This is a genomic window from Agromyces cavernae (genome assembly GCF_021044935.1).
In the GTDB taxonomy this organism is placed as follows: domain Bacteria; phylum Actinomycetota; class Actinomycetes; order Actinomycetales; family Microbacteriaceae; genus Agromyces; species Agromyces cavernae.
On record NZ_JAJNMP010000001.1, the window covers coordinates 1,043,478 to 1,055,994 of the forward strand.

Annotated in this window: 15 protein-coding genes and 1 tRNA gene; 11 read left to right on the top strand and 5 right to left on the bottom strand. The window is 70.2% G+C overall.

Annotated elements, in window-relative coordinates; genetic code table 11:
- Window positions 1-65 precede the first annotated feature (65 nt).
- From LQ757_RS04775 to LQ757_RS04790, 4 genes are all read left to right on the top strand, one after another.
- On the top strand, window positions 66-2,591 hold the full coding sequence (locus LQ757_RS04775; protein ID WP_231046041.1) for an ATP-dependent Clp protease ATP-binding subunit: 2,526 nt from the start codon (window positions 66-68) through the stop codon (window positions 2,589-2,591).
- Window positions 2,592-2,768: 177 nt separating this feature from the next.
- On the top strand, window positions 2,769-3,272 hold the full coding sequence (locus LQ757_RS04780) for an amino-acid N-acetyltransferase (RefSeq protein ID WP_231046042.1): 504 nt from the start codon (window positions 2,769-2,771) through the stop codon (window positions 3,270-3,272).
- Window positions 3,273-3,335: 63 nt separating this feature from the next.
- The gene (locus LQ757_RS04785) at window positions 3,336-3,971 is read left to right on the top strand and encodes a hypothetical protein (protein WP_231046043.1); all 636 of its coding nucleotides are present in this window, start codon (window positions 3,336-3,338) and stop codon (window positions 3,969-3,971) included.
- Between the two features lie 89 nt (window positions 3,972-4,060).
- Window positions 4,061-4,468 carry an SseB family protein gene (locus tag LQ757_RS04790; protein ID WP_231046044.1) on the top strand — a complete coding sequence of 136 codons (408 nt, stop codon included), beginning with the start codon at window positions 4,061-4,063 and terminating at the stop codon, window positions 4,466-4,468.
- 39 nt (window positions 4,469-4,507) lie between these two features.
- Here the strand turns inward: LQ757_RS04790 and radA are convergent, their stop codons facing one another.
- A complete protein-coding gene (radA, locus tag LQ757_RS04795) occupies window positions 4,508-5,884 on the bottom strand; it encodes a DNA repair protein RadA (RefSeq protein ID WP_231046045.1) in 1,377 nt (458 codons plus the stop codon).
- 65 nt (window positions 5,885-5,949) lie between these two features.
- A complete protein-coding gene (locus LQ757_RS04800; protein ID WP_231046046.1) occupies window positions 5,950-6,720 on the bottom strand; it encodes an SGNH/GDSL hydrolase family protein in 771 nt (256 codons plus the stop codon).
- Window positions 6,721-6,819: 99 nt separating this feature from the next.
- Between LQ757_RS04800 and LQ757_RS04805 the strand changes: the two genes are divergently transcribed.
- The 5 genes from LQ757_RS04805 (at window position 6,820) to LQ757_RS04825 (ending at window position 9,186) form a co-directional block, all read left to right on the top strand.
- Window positions 6,820-6,909: transfer RNA gene (locus LQ757_RS04805), tRNA-Ser, on the top strand.
- A 58-nt stretch (window positions 6,910-6,967) separates the two neighbouring features.
- On the top strand, window positions 6,968-7,507 hold the full coding sequence (locus LQ757_RS04810; RefSeq protein ID WP_231046047.1) for a GNAT family N-acetyltransferase: 540 nt from the start codon (window positions 6,968-6,970) through the stop codon (window positions 7,505-7,507).
- A 114-nt stretch (window positions 7,508-7,621) separates the two neighbouring features.
- On the top strand, window positions 7,622-7,915 hold the full coding sequence (locus LQ757_RS04815) for a DUF6412 domain-containing protein (RefSeq protein ID WP_231046048.1): 294 nt from the start codon (window positions 7,622-7,624) through the stop codon (window positions 7,913-7,915).
- 111 nt (window positions 7,916-8,026) lie between these two features.
- A complete protein-coding gene (locus LQ757_RS04820; RefSeq protein WP_231046049.1) occupies window positions 8,027-8,818 on the top strand; it encodes a YidC/Oxa1 family membrane protein insertase in 792 nt (263 codons plus the stop codon).
- A 95-nt stretch (window positions 8,819-8,913) separates the two neighbouring features.
- Window positions 8,914-9,186 (top strand): GlsB/YeaQ/YmgE family stress response membrane protein, encoded by a 273-nt coding sequence (locus LQ757_RS04825; protein WP_231046050.1) that lies wholly within the window; start codon window positions 8,914-8,916, stop codon window positions 9,184-9,186.
- Between the two features lie 36 nt (window positions 9,187-9,222).
- On the opposite strand, the gene LQ757_RS04830 is transcribed toward LQ757_RS04825, so the two are convergent.
- Window positions 9,223-9,960: a glutamine amidotransferase gene (locus LQ757_RS04830; protein WP_231046051.1), complete on the bottom strand. Its 738-nt coding sequence runs from the start codon at window positions 9,958-9,960 to the stop codon at window positions 9,223-9,225.
- Complete coding sequence (locus tag LQ757_RS04835) at window positions 9,957-10,622, bottom strand: LysR family transcriptional regulator substrate-binding protein (RefSeq protein WP_231046052.1); 666 nt, start codon at window positions 10,620-10,622, stop codon at window positions 9,957-9,959. Before LQ757_RS04835 ends, LQ757_RS04830 begins: the two co-directional genes overlap by 4 nt.
- A gap of 85 nt (window positions 10,623-10,707) precedes the next feature.
- Between LQ757_RS04835 and LQ757_RS04840 the strand changes: the two genes are divergently transcribed.
- Entirely contained in the window at window positions 10,708-11,106 is a 399-nt protein-coding gene (locus LQ757_RS04840) for a DUF5997 family protein (protein WP_255681121.1), read from the top strand.
- A gap of 76 nt (window positions 11,107-11,182) precedes the next feature.
- On the opposite strand, the gene LQ757_RS04845 is transcribed toward LQ757_RS04840, so the two are convergent.
- Window positions 11,183-11,854, bottom strand: coding sequence for an alpha/beta hydrolase (locus LQ757_RS04845; protein WP_231046053.1), 672 nt, complete (start codon window positions 11,852-11,854; stop codon window positions 11,183-11,185).
- 36 nt (window positions 11,855-11,890) lie between these two features.
- Here LQ757_RS04845 and LQ757_RS04850 point away from each other — a divergent pair, with 36 nt between their 5' ends.
- Window positions 11,891-12,472 carry an NUDIX hydrolase family protein gene (locus tag LQ757_RS04850; RefSeq protein WP_231046054.1) on the top strand — a complete coding sequence of 194 codons (582 nt, stop codon included), beginning with the start codon at window positions 11,891-11,893 and terminating at the stop codon, window positions 12,470-12,472.
- Window positions 12,473-12,517 lie beyond the last annotated feature (45 nt).

The following is a 12,517-nucleotide window of genomic DNA, read 5'->3' on the forward strand; positions in this document are numbered from 1 at the left end:
ATCCGGAGTGTTTACGCTCGATATATCGGCGCCCCCTACCCAGCGGGGGTCGTGAGGAGTAGAGCATGTTCGAGAGATTCACCGACCGAGCCCGTCGTGTCGTCGTCCTGGCCCAAGAAGAGGCCAAGATGCTGAACCACAACTACATCGGCACCGAGCACATCCTGCTCGGTCTCATCCACGAGGGTGAAGGCGTCGCCGCCAAGGCGCTCGAATCGCTCGGCATCTCGCTCGACGCGGTGCGCGAGCAGGTGCAGGACATCATCGGCCAGGGCCAGCAGCAGCCCACCGGTCACATCCCCTTCACGCCGCGCGCCAAGAAGGTGCTCGAGCTCTCGCTTCGCGAGGCGCTGCAGCTGGGTCACAACTACATCGGCACCGAGCACATCCTCCTCGGCCTGATCCGCGAGGGCGAGGGCGTCGCCGCGCAGGTGCTCGTCAAGCTCGGGGCCGACCTCAACCGCGTGCGCCAGCAGGTCATCCAGCTGCTCTCGGGCTACCAGGGCAAAGAGCAGGTGCAGGTCGGCGCCAACGACCAGCAGCAGCCGCAGGGCGGTTCGCAGATCCTCGACCAGTTCGGCCGCAACCTCACGCAGGCCGCACGCGAGTCGAAGCTCGACCCCGTGATCGGTCGCGAGAAGGAGATCGAGCGGGTCATGCAGATCCTCTCGCGTCGCTCCAAGAACAACCCAGTGCTCATCGGCGAGCCCGGAGTCGGCAAGACCGCCGTCGTCGAGGGCCTCGCGCAGGCGATCGTCAAGGGCGAGGTGCCCGAAACCCTGAAGGACAAGCAGCTCTACTCGCTCGACCTCGGCTCGCTCATCGCCGGTTCCCGCTACCGCGGCGACTTCGAAGAGCGTCTGAAGAAGGTCACGAAAGAGATCCGCACCCGCGGCGACATCATCGTCTTCATCGACGAGATACACACCCTCGTCGGTGCGGGTGCCGCCGAGGGCGCGATCGATGCTGCGTCGATCCTGAAGCCGCTGCTCGCCCGCGGCGAGCTGCAGACCATCGGTGCGACGACGCTCGACGAGTACCGCAAGCACTTCGAGAAGGACGCCGCGCTCGAGCGTCGCTTCCAGCCGATCCAGGTCGCCGAGCCCTCGCTGCCCCACGCGATCAACATCCTCAAGGGGCTGCGCGACCGCTACGAGGCGCACCACAAGGTCTCCATCACCGACGGCGCCATCGTCGCCGCGGCGAACCTCGCCGACCGCTACATCAGCGACCGGTTCCTCCCCGACAAGGCGATCGACCTGATCGACGAGGCCGGCGCGCGCCTTCGCCTCTCGATCCTCTCGTCGCCGCCCGAGCTGCGCGAGTTCGACGAGAAGATCGCCGTCGTGCGCGCCGCGAAAGAGACGGCGATCGAAGAGCAGGACTTCGAGAAGGCCGCGTCGCTGCGCGACGAGGAGAAGAACCTGCTCGGTGAGCGCCTGCGTCTCGAGAAGCAGTGGAAGTCGGGCGACGTCAAGACCACCGCGGTCGTCGACGAGGGCCTGATCGCCGAGGTGCTCGCACAGGCCACCGGCATCCCCGTGTTCAAGCTCACCGAAGAGGAGAGCTCGCGACTCGTCTTCATGGAGAAGGCGCTGCACGAGCGCGTCATCGGCCAGGAGGAGGCCATCTCGGCCCTCGCCAAGACCATCCGGCGCACCCGCGCGGGCCTGAAGGACCCGAAGCGCCCGTCGGGCTCGTTCATCTTCGCCGGGCCCACGGGCGTCGGCAAGACCGAGCTCGCCAAGGCGCTCGCCGAGTTCCTCTTCGACGACGAGGCGGCGATGATCTCGCTCGACATGTCGGAGTACGGCGAGAAGCACACCGTCTCGCGGCTGTTCGGCGCCCCTCCCGGCTTCGTCGGCTTCGAAGAGGGCGGCCAGCTCACCGAGAAGGTGCGCCGCAAGCCGTTCAGCGTCGTGCTCTTCGACGAGATCGAGAAGGCGCACCCCGACATCTTCAACTCGCTGCTGCAGATTCTCGAGGAGGGCCGCCTCACCGACGGTCAGGGCCGAGTCGTCGACTTCAAGAACACCGTCATCATCATGACGACCAACCTCGGCACGAAGGACATCTCGGCGGGTCCCGTCGGATTCCAGATCGAGGGCGACCCGCGCACCGGCTACGACCTCATGCGCGGCAAGGTCAACGAAGAGCTCAAGAAGCACTTCAAGCCCGAGTTCCTGAACCGCGTCGACGAGATCATCGTGTTCCCGCAGCTGTCGAAGCCCGAACTGCTGCAGATCGTCGACCTGTTCATCAAGCGGCTCAGTGAGCGCATGCTCGACCGCGACATGACCGTCGAGCTCACCGTCCCCGCCAAGGAGCGCCTCATCGAGGTCGGGTTCGACCCCGCACTCGGCGCCCGGCCGCTGCGCCGCGCGGTGCAGCACGAGGTCGAAGACCGCCTGAGCGAGAAGATCCTGCACGGCGAGCTCAACTCGGGCGACCACGTGCACGTCGACTTCAAGGACGGCGAGTTCGTGTTCACCACGACCCAGCGGGCGCTGCCCGTGGCGGTCGGCGTCAACACGAACGCCGCGATCGGCACCGGGCCCGCCACGCCCGACCTCGCGGCCTCGGGCCAGTAGCACGAAGAGACCGAAGGGCGGATGCTGCGGCATCCGCCCTTCGTCGTCCCCCCGCCGACCATCTGCGCCGAGGGTTTCCGTTTCCGCCCGGTGTTTCCGCCGGGCAGGGAACGTCGGGTGGAAACGGAAACCCTCGACGGCGGAGGCCGACGGCATCGTCGGCAATACGATGGGCGGATGACCGACTTCACGGTGCGCCGCGCGCGTACGAGCGATGTGCCGAAGATCCTCGCGCTGGTGGAGCCGCTCGTCGCCCGACGCATCCTGCTCGGCAAGGAGCGCGTCGACCTCTACGGGGCGGTGCAGGAGTTCCGCATCGCGGAGTCGGCCGACGGCGAGGTCATCGGCGCGGGTGCCCTGCACGTGCTCTGGGAGGACCTCGGCGAGGTGCGCACCCTCGCCGTCGCCGACGCGTGGCTCGGACACGGGGTGGGGCACGCCCTGCTCGCGACACTCGAGGCCGAGGCCCGCGAACTCGGCCTGAGCCGCCTGTTCTGCCTCACCTTCGAGGTCCCGTTCTTCACCCGCCACGGCTTCGAGGACATGGGTCACGAGACCGTCGATCCCGACGTGTACGCCGAGCTCGTGCGCTCGCACGATGAGGGTGTCGCCGAGTTCCTCGACCTCGCGCGGGTCAAGCAGAACACGCTCGGCAACACCCGCATGCTGAAGCTCATCTGAGCGCTCACCCGGCGCGCCGTTCGGCTGCCGCTCGCGGCGCACCCGCGGCCATACCCTGTGTGCATGTCGACGAACCCACCACCGGCCGGGCGTCAATCGCCGCAGGTGTACCGTCGGCGTCGGCTCGTCGTACTGCTCGGACTCATCGCCGTGATCGTGGCGGTCGTGCTCATCATCGTGCGCCCGGGCGCCAGTCAGGGCGACGACTCGGGTCCTCCGCCCGACAACACGCCGACCGCACCGGCGGAGCCCGAAGCCACGACCATCCCGACCGAACCGGTCGCGGTCGACGGCGACCCGTGCGCGCCCGAGAAGATCACGGTCGAGGCCGTGACCGACCAGTCGTCGTACGAGGCGGGGGAGCAGCCGCAACTGTCCGTCACCATCACCAACACGGGCAAGAACATCTGCGTGCTGAACGCCGGCACCAAGGCGCAACTCTTCACGATCACGAGCGGAACCGAGGTCTACTGGTCGTCGACCGACTGCCAGGTCGACCCGATCGACGCCGAGGTCTCGCTCAAGCCGGGCACGCCCATCAGTTCGAGTGCGCCGATCGTCTGGGACCGCACGCGGTCGACGCCCGAGACGTGCGAAGGGCCGCGCGAGGCGGTTCCGGCCGGCGGAGCGTCGTATCACCTCTCGGTCTCGGTCGACGGATTCGAATCGGCCGAGAAGAAGCAGTTCCTGCTCTACTGAGCACGGTCTCGGATGTCGCGACCCGGCTTGCGCGCGGGATCCCGACCGTCCGAGCCGACCGCGGAGGCTCAGGTCGCTAGCCTTGAGGCATGGCAGGCAAGTCACGCAAGAAGGCGGCGCCCGCGCCGGTGGAGTTCCGGTCGCAGGCGCTCGCTGAGGCGCTCGAACGACAGGACATCGCCGCGGTCGCGCTTGCGCTGCGACACGGCAACACGGTGGTTCCGCTCATGAAGCCCGCACCCCGTGACCGGCCGCTCGACGGCGAGGTGTGGACATACCGCGACCCGAAGACGGGCGAGGTCGCACTGCTGCTCTTCAGCGACGCGGCGAACATGCCGCCCAATCTGCCCCAGTCGGTCGGGCTGCACGACCCCGCGTGGCTGCGCACGTTCCTGAAGCACCACGAGTCGACCATCACGACGGTGTTCCTCGACATCGCGGGGCCCCACCCCATGCAGGCCCCACCAGGGGAGCTGCTGCGCGCGCTCGAGGCGTAGCGCCGGGATTCGGCCGAGTCGACGTCGGAGTGGGCGATCTCAGAACGCCGCGTCGAGCTCGCGCTCGCGCGCGCTGCCTCGCAGCTCTGCCGCGCTGAGCATCGCCCGTGAGACCGCGGCCCGCACGGTGCCGACCTCGACGTCGAGGATCGTCGTGTAGCCGAGGCGACTGGCCTCCGCTGCGCGCTGCTTTGCCGCGCTCACGGGGCGCACTTCGCCGGCCAGGCTGATCTCGCCGAACGCGGCGAGTTCGTGCGGCACGGCGGTGTCGCGCACGGCGGAGGCGATGGCGACGGCGATGGCGAGGTCGGCGCCGGGCTCGGCGAGGCGCACCCCGCCGACGGTCGAGACGTACACGTCGTGGGCACCGAGCCCCTTGAACGCGGCGCGGCGCTCGAGCACCGCGATGATCATGGCAACGCGCGAGGGGTCGACACCGTTGACGATGCGACGGGGCTGCGGCGCGGTGGTCGAGACGACGAGTGCCTGCACCTCGACGGCCAGGGCGCGCCGGCCCTCGAGTGCGACCGTGACACAGGTGCCGCTCACCGCGGTGCGGCCGCTCGAGCGGAACAGGCCCGACGGGTCGGCGACCTCGGCGATGCCGTCGCCCGTCATCTCGAAGCAGCCGACCTCGTCGGTGGGGCCGAACCGGTTCTTCAGCGCGCGCACGAAGCGCAGCGCGTTCTGCCGGTCGCCCTCGAACTGGCACACCACGTCGACGAGGTGCTCGAGCAGGCGCGGGCCCGCGATCGTGCCGTCTTTGGTGACGTGACCGACGAGCAGGAGCGGCAGCTGGCGTTCTTTCGCGATGCGGATGAGCGTGGATGCGACCTCGCGTACCTGGCTCGGCTGGCCGGGCAGCCCGTCGCTGAGCGATGATGCGACCGTCTGCACTGAGTCGACGATGAGCAGGTCGGGCGAGACCGCGTCGACCTGCCCCAGGATCGTCGCGAGATCGGTCTCGGCCGCGAGGTAGAGCTCGGGGTGCAGTGCGCCCGTGCGCCCGGCGCGCAGGCGCACCTGCGCCGTCGACTCTTCGGCCGTGACGTAGAGCACCCGCCGCCCGGTCGCCGCGGCCTTCGCCGCGACCTCGAGCAGCAGCGTCGACTTGCCGACCCCTGGCTCACCGGAGAGCAGGATCGCCGCGCCCGCGACGACGCCGCCGCCGAGCACTCGATCGAACTCGCCGATGCCGGTCGGGCGGTGCGCCGCGTCGGCGGTTTCGACCTCGATGATCGGCCGCGCCGTGCGCGACTCGCCGAGCTGCACGGCCTGCACCGCGCGCACGATGCCGGTGGCTTCGGCGACGTCGACAACGGTGCCCCACTGCTGGCATTCGCTGCAGCGGCCGACCCATTTGACGGTGCTCCACCCGCACTCGGTGCAGCGGAACGTGGAGGTGGGGCGGGCCATGTCCCGAGCCTAGACGCGGCCTGCGACATCCGATCGCCGCCGTGCCGCTGTGACGACCTCGACGGCTACCGCACGACCTCGGGGGTCTCGAAGCGCTCGACGAGCTGGGCGGCGAGCGACGGGGCGAACGCGTTCGCCCACACCCGATAGCCGTGGTCGTTCGGATGGAACAGGTCGATCGCGAACTGGGTCAGGATGCCGGGGATGCCCTGGTGCTTCGTCTCGGCGTGCAGCGGCACGACGGTCAGCCCGTGTTCGGCCGCCACGCGCCGCACGATGCCGTTGGCCACCGCGACCTTGCGCTCGTTCCTCGGGAAGTAGAAGTAGGGCAGGTCGGCCACGAGTGCGTGGGACGGCAGCGCGGCGAAGATCTCGCGGATGCCGCGCTCGAATGCCACCGGATCCCACAACGCGATGTCGTTCGCCCCGATCGCGACCGTGACGATGTCGGGCTCGAGCTTCACGAAGCGCGGGAGCTGGTCGCGCACCGCGAGCTCGACCGTCGCCCCCGAGACGCTGAGGTTGACGACCCGCAGCGTTCGTCCGGTCACCGCGCGGATCTCATCGGCGAGCACTCCGACATAACTGCGGTTCGGGAGGCTCGCGCCGATGCCCTGCGCCGCGCTGTCGCCGATGGCGACGTAGAGCAGGTCGCCCTTCTCCTTCGCGTGGTCGCGCCACCACTTCGAGTGCACTGGCAGCGTCTCGTTCAGCACGAGCGAGTTCGCCGTGAGCCGTGCTCGGAAGCGTCGCCATGCGGCGACGCCGACGGCGCCGAGTGCGGCCACCGCCAGCAGGACCACGACCACCCGAGCGATTCGCCTCGACTGCACCACGACGCCGAAGCTATGAGAGCTCGCTGAAAGTCCGCTGAACGGGGGCGGGGACATCCGCTCGTTTTGGTGGTCTGGGCGTCGTCGTCTAAGATCGTCCTCGGTACCGTGTCCGAGCGGCCGAAGGTGCAACTCTCGAAAAGTTGTGTGCGTGAAAGCGCACCGTGGGTTCAAATCCCACCGGTACCGCCACCAGAACCCCGCGATCATGCCGATCGCGGGGTTCTTCGTTTCGTGGAAGGATCGCGGAATGCAGCGACCCGTGGAGCTCGACGGCGGCCTCGTCGTGCGCGAGCTCGCCAGGGGCGACGGCGCGGCGCTCGCCGAGGCGTACCTGCGCAATCGCGAGCATCTCGCGCCGTGGGAGCCGTCCCGCACGGCCACGTTCTTCACCGCTGAGTGGCAGGAGAGCGAGGTCGAGGCCGCACTGCAGCGGCTCGAGGCCGGCAGCGCCCTGCCCCTGGTCATCGTCGACGGCGATGAGATCGTCGGACGCGTGAACCTCTCGGACATCGTGCGCGGTGTGTTCCTCAATGCCAACCTCGGCTACTGGGTCGACGTCCGATACACCGGCCGGGGGCTCGCCACGACCGCCGTCGGCGTCGCCGTGCACGCGGCCCGCGGTCTCGGCCTGCACCGTGTACAGGCCGGCACCCTCGTGCACAATCGCGCCTCGCAGGTCGTGCTCGAACGCAACGGCTTCGAGCGATTCGGTCTCGCCAGACGCTACCTGCGCATCGCGGGGGAGTGGCAGGACCACGTGCTGTTCGAACGGCTCCTCGAGGACTGACCCGGCGCAGTCGTGCGTCGAGCGAGGCGGGTGCCCCGCGCCATCGCGGCGAGTCGGGGTGTTACCGTTGACGCAGGCAGCCGCACGGCGCCGCCAGACGTCGGAGGTGATCGCGTGATCGAACTCGTCACCGAGTTCCTCCGCTTCACCCAGGCATCGTTCGAACTCGCGGTGGCGTCGAACGCGCACCTCGCCGTGCTCCTGCTGGGCGTCGTGGGCGCGGCCGCCGTCGCGGTCATCGTGACCACCTGCCGTGCGCTTCCCGCCCTCGTCGCCGCCGATTCCAGCGACGCCTCGACCCGGTTCCGCCAGACGGCAGATCCGTGGCGACTGCTCGCGCAGAGCGACCCCGACGCGCCGGGGCGCCCCCGCCCGAGGGCGCCGGGCCGCGGCATCCCGGCCGCGTAGCGACATCCGACCGTCATCGATGCCTCCCGTCGCGGAGGCTCGTCGGTCGACGCATCTCCCCTCGCGGCCAGACGGATCCCGCATCCCTCGACGCAAGGAACACCTCACCCCATGGACCTCTACGCCTTCCCGCCCATCGCCGCAGTCCTCGACGGCGCCCACGCCGTGCTCATGGGTCTCGCCGACCTGCTCGAACCGCTCGTCGGCGTCACGAGCGCGGCGGCCGCCGTCGTGCTCGTCACGCTGCTCGTGCGCGCCGCCCTCATCCCCGTCGGCGTCTCGCAGGCGAAGGCCGAGCGCACCCGCGCGCGGCTCGCGCCACAGCTCGCCGCACTGCAGCGCAAGCACCAGAAGAATCCCGACCGCCTGCAGCGGGAGATGATGTCGCTGTACCAGTCCGAAGGCACCACTCCGCTCGCCGGGTGCCTGCCGATGCTCATCCAGGCACCGGTCGTCGGCATCATCTACGCGCTCTTCATCCTGCCCACGATCGCGGGGCACCCGAACGACCTGCTCACGCACACGCTCTTCGGCGTGCCGCTGGGGTCGAGCCTCGCCGGCTCGATCGTTGCAGGCACCGTCACGCCCGACGTGCTGCTCGTCTTCGGCGCCGTCGTCGTGATGATCGCCGCGGTCGGCGAGGTGACGCGCCGCGTGTTCCGGCCGCAGGCGACCGTCGCGCCGGCCGCCACGACCGGCTCCCGCGCCGGGGCACCCGCTTCGCCGTTCGAGAACCCGACCGCGGTGCGGCTCCTGGGCCTGGCGCAGTTCATCACCGCCGTCATCGCGGTGTTCGTGCCGCTCGCGGCGGGCCTCTACCTGCTCGTCACGGTCGCGTGGACGCTCGGCCAGCGGATGCTGCTGCGCCGTGTCTACCCGTTGCCGGCGCCGAGCGCGGCGTGACGCCCGGTGCCGACCGCGTCGCCGACACGCTCGCAGGTACTTGCCAGCGCTCACTCAGAGTGCTTGAGTTCTGCTACCTGAACGAAGGAGCAATGATGGGTTTCCTCGCGTTTCTGATCCTCGGCCTCATCGCCGGCGCCATCGCAAAGCTCATCCTGCCTGGCAAGCAGGCGGGCGGGTGGTTCGTCACCCTGCTGCTCGGCGTCGTGGGCGCCATGCTCGGGGGCTGGATCGGCGGCCTCATCTTCGGTCGCGGACTCACCGAGTTCTGGGATCTCGGCACCTGGCTCCTGGCGATCGCCGGCGCCATCATCGTGCTGCTGATCTGGGGTCTCATCACCCGCGGAAGCCGGAGCAAGAGCGCCTGATCGTCAGCGCGTGACGCGACGCATCGTCGCGTCGCGTCACGCGTCGGCGAGTTCGACGAACCGGCGCAGCAGTCGTTGCGGTTCGGTGACGGATGCCGCGGCGAGACGTTCGCTGACCTCGCGAAGCTCGCTCGCCGGAAAGTATCCGTGGTGCCGGTACACCTCGGCACGGGCGATGAAGTCCGTGGTCGACACCTCGGGGTGGAACTGCGTGGCGTACACGTGCGCGCCCGCGCGATAGATCTGCACGGGACAGGCTGCCGACGAGGCGAGCAGCACGGCGCCGTCGGGGAGGCGGTCGGTGGCCTCCTTATGGCCGACGAGCGCGTCGAACCGATCGGGCAGCATCCCGACGAGGGGGTCGTTGCGACCCTCGGGCGTCAGCGTGATCTCGACCGCGGCGGTATCTTCACCGTGCAGCGTGCCGACCGTGCCACCGAGCACCAGCGTCAGCACGCCGATGCCGTAGCACGTGAAGAGCAGTGGGAGGTCGGCATCGAGCGCGCGCTCGGCCAGTTGTGCGAGCTCGGCCTCGACGCGACGCTGCACGGGGTGCTTGCGGTCCTCGGCGGTCGTCACGTTGTACGGGCTGCCGCCCACGACGATGCCGGCGAACGCGGCGGGCTCGACCGTGTCGAGCGGGTCGATGTCGAGGCGCAGGTGTTCGAGCCGCGCGGCGTCGAGTCCGCTCGCCCGCCGCACGGATTCGTACTCGGGGCCGACGGCCTCGACCTCGGGCCGCGCCGAGATGAAGAGGAAGGGTCTCGCGCTCATCGGCCCCTCCGACGCGAGCGAGCGCGGCTCGCACGTTTCGCGGCGGCCTGCTGCGCGGTCGTGCGCTGCGCGGTCGCGCGCTTCGCGGCCCGGGTGGCCTTGGGGTTCGCAGCCGGCGCCTCGTCGGTCGCTCCCCGCGAGCTGCGCGCCGTGCGCCCACGCACGACTGCCACGAACTCCTGGATGTCGTCATCGTCGCGCTCGACGCGCCACACCAGCGCGATGCGCGTGGTCGGGGCATCCGACAGCGGAATCGCGACCACGTCCTTGCGGTGGTGCAGCCGCGCGACCCCGTGCGGCAGCACTGCGTAGCCGGTGCCGGCGGCGACGAGCTCGACCGTCATCGCAGCGTCGGGTTGAACCGGCGCGAGCGGCTCGCCGTGCAGGTCGGCGACCGTGAGCGCCGCCCGGTCGGCGAGCGGGTGCTCGCGGGGCAGGACGGCGACAGGGGTCTCCTCCCACAGCGGAACGACGTTCAGGCCCTCGGTCTCGATCGGGAGTCGCACGAATGCGAGGTCGACGTCGCCGGTCGCGATCCCGTCGGCCTGCTCGTGCTGCTCGACGCGCGCGGCCTCGAGCGGCAGGTCGGCGCGTCGTTCGCCCCACGCGCGCAACCACTTCGCGGGGTTCACCCCCGCGACGTAGCGGAGCCTCAGCGGCACGGTCCCCCCAAGGTCGTCAGTGCCGCCGATCGGCGGCACCTCCGAGGGTATCGGCTACGGTGTGAGGGTGAGCCAGTCCCAGTCGATGAAGCCCGAAACCGCCGCCAAGAAGCTCGGCATCCTGCTCGAGGCCGCGCCCGCGGAGTTCCGGTCGGGTGTCGTCACACGTGACGAGCTCAACTCCCTCCAGGCCGACCCGCCCGAGTGGCTGCAGGTGCTGCGTCGCGAGGGGCCGCACCCGCGCACGGTCGTGGCCGCGAAGCTCGGCGTCTCGAACTCGGGGCTCGCCCGCGCCGGCATCGACGAACCGCTCACGACCGCCGAGATCAAGGCGCTCCTCGCCGCACCGCCGGCCTGGCTCGTGCAGGAGCGTGCGACGCAGGCCGCCGTTCGCGCCGAGAAGGTACGCGTCGCCGAGCGCGACAAGGAGCGCGCCGCTCGCGGCCGCGAGTCGGGCGGCGGCGGGGGCGGCGCGGGGATCTGAGGCCTCGCGCTTCGCCCTCCTCGGCCGGCGGCGTACGCGCTTCGCGCTACTCGGCCGGCGGCGTACGCGCTTCGCGCTACTCGGCCGGCGGTGTGGTCGGACGGCCGTCGGCGGCGAGGTGCTTCGCGATGAACGCCGCCGCGTCGCTCAGCTCGATCTCGGCGATCGAGTGCGCGAGACCCTCGTAGGTGCGCTGGTCGAGGTCGGCGTGCGTCGGCAGCCACTCGATCGTGTGCGAGATGGATGTCTCGGCGATGACCCCGTCGACGGTTCCGCGCCCCCAGAACACGGGCGGTGCGAGCTGCGCCATCCGTGCGTCGCCCGGGCGCTCGCCGGGCAACGCGAAGCCCGAGAGGCTCACCGCGAACGCGAACCGGTCGGGGTCGCGCCGCAGGAGCTCGATCGCCATCGCCCCGCCCTGCGAGAAGCCGAGCAAGCCGATCGTCGAGTGTTCGGGCACGGCGCGGTCGAGCCACTCGAAGATCGCATCGGTCGATGCGGCGGCGGCCTCGAGCGCCTGCTCGGGGCCCTGCGCGAGCAGCGGGAACCACGCATACCCGTAGCCGGTGAAGGTGGGGGCGCGCAACGAGGCCACCGCGGGCTCGAGCGGCAGATACGGAGTGAGCCCGAACAGGTCGCCTTCGTTCGAGTTGAAGCCGTGCAGGAGCACCAGCAGGGGGCGTCCCGCCCGGTCGGCCTCCGAGGCGGACCAGAGCACGGCCTCGTCGTCGATCTGTACGGCGGTCATGGGGTCAACGCTATCGCGGTGGGGCAGAATCGAGTCATGAGCGTGCGAACCCCCGATCCCGACTGGAATCCCGACGACGAGCCCGTCGTGCGGCCGCCGGCGAACCCGGGATGGCTCAGCGACCTCGAGCTCGCCGAGGTGCGCGGGCGCCTGCCGCTGCTGTATGTCGAGGCCGTGCCCGTGCGGGTCGACGGGCTCGGCCAGGTCACCGAGGTGGGGGTGCTGCTGCGCGCGAACGCCGTCGGCGAGATGACCCGCACGATCGTGTCGGGCCGCGTGATGTACGGCGAGACCGTGCGCGACGCGTTGTTCCGTCACCTCGAGAAGGACCTGGGGCCGATGGCGTTCCCCCTGCTGCCGGCGAGCCCCGTTCCATTCATGGTGGCCGAGTACTTCCCGCTGCCGGGCATCTCGCCGTTCACCGACGAACGCCAGCACGCCGTCTCGCTCGCGTTCGTGGTGCCGGTCACCGGCACGTGCGAACCGCGCCAGGATGCGCTCGAGGTGACGTGGATGACCCCCGCGGAAGCGGTGACCGACACGGTCGACGCCGAGCTCGAGGGCGGGCGCGGCACGCTCGTGAAGCAGGCTCTCGCGTCGGTGGGCGCGCTGCCCTGACATCGGTCGAGTAGCGACGCAGGCTCCGCTACTCGACCGGCGACA

Excerpts from the sequence above, each read along its gene's own strand:
- LQ757_RS04775 (WP_231046041.1), top strand. The coding sequence starts at position 66 with ATGTTCGAGAGATTCACCGACCGAGCCCGTCGTGTCGTCGTCCTGGCC.
- LQ757_RS04780 (WP_231046042.1), top strand. The coding sequence starts at position 2,769 with ATGACCGACTTCACGGTGCGCCGCGCGCGTACGAGCGATGTGCCGAAG.
- LQ757_RS04785 (WP_231046043.1), top strand. The coding sequence starts at position 3,336 with ATGTCGACGAACCCACCACCGGCCGGGCGTCAATCGCCGCAGGTGTAC.
- LQ757_RS04790 (WP_231046044.1), top strand. The coding sequence starts at position 4,061 with ATGGCAGGCAAGTCACGCAAGAAGGCGGCGCCCGCGCCGGTGGAGTTC.
- radA (WP_231046045.1), bottom strand. The coding sequence starts at position 5,884 with ATGGCCCGCCCCACCTCCACGTTCCGCTGCACCGAGTGCGGGTGGAGC.
- LQ757_RS04810 (WP_231046047.1), top strand. The coding sequence starts at position 6,968 with ATGCAGCGACCCGTGGAGCTCGACGGCGGCCTCGTCGTGCGCGAGCTC.
- LQ757_RS04820 (WP_231046049.1), top strand. The coding sequence starts at position 8,027 with ATGGACCTCTACGCCTTCCCGCCCATCGCCGCAGTCCTCGACGGCGCC.
- LQ757_RS04825 (WP_231046050.1), top strand. The coding sequence starts at position 8,914 with ATGGGTTTCCTCGCGTTTCTGATCCTCGGCCTCATCGCCGGCGCCATC.
- LQ757_RS04830 (WP_231046051.1), bottom strand. The coding sequence starts at position 9,960 with ATGAGCGCGAGACCCTTCCTCTTCATCTCGGCGCGGCCCGAGGTCGAG.
- LQ757_RS04840 (WP_255681121.1), top strand. The coding sequence starts at position 10,708 with ATGAAGCCCGAAACCGCCGCCAAGAAGCTCGGCATCCTGCTCGAGGCC.
- LQ757_RS04845 (WP_231046053.1), bottom strand. The coding sequence starts at position 11,854 with ATGACCGCCGTACAGATCGACGACGAGGCCGTGCTCTGGTCCGCCTCG.
- LQ757_RS04850 (WP_231046054.1), top strand. The coding sequence starts at position 11,891 with ATGAGCGTGCGAACCCCCGATCCCGACTGGAATCCCGACGACGAGCCC.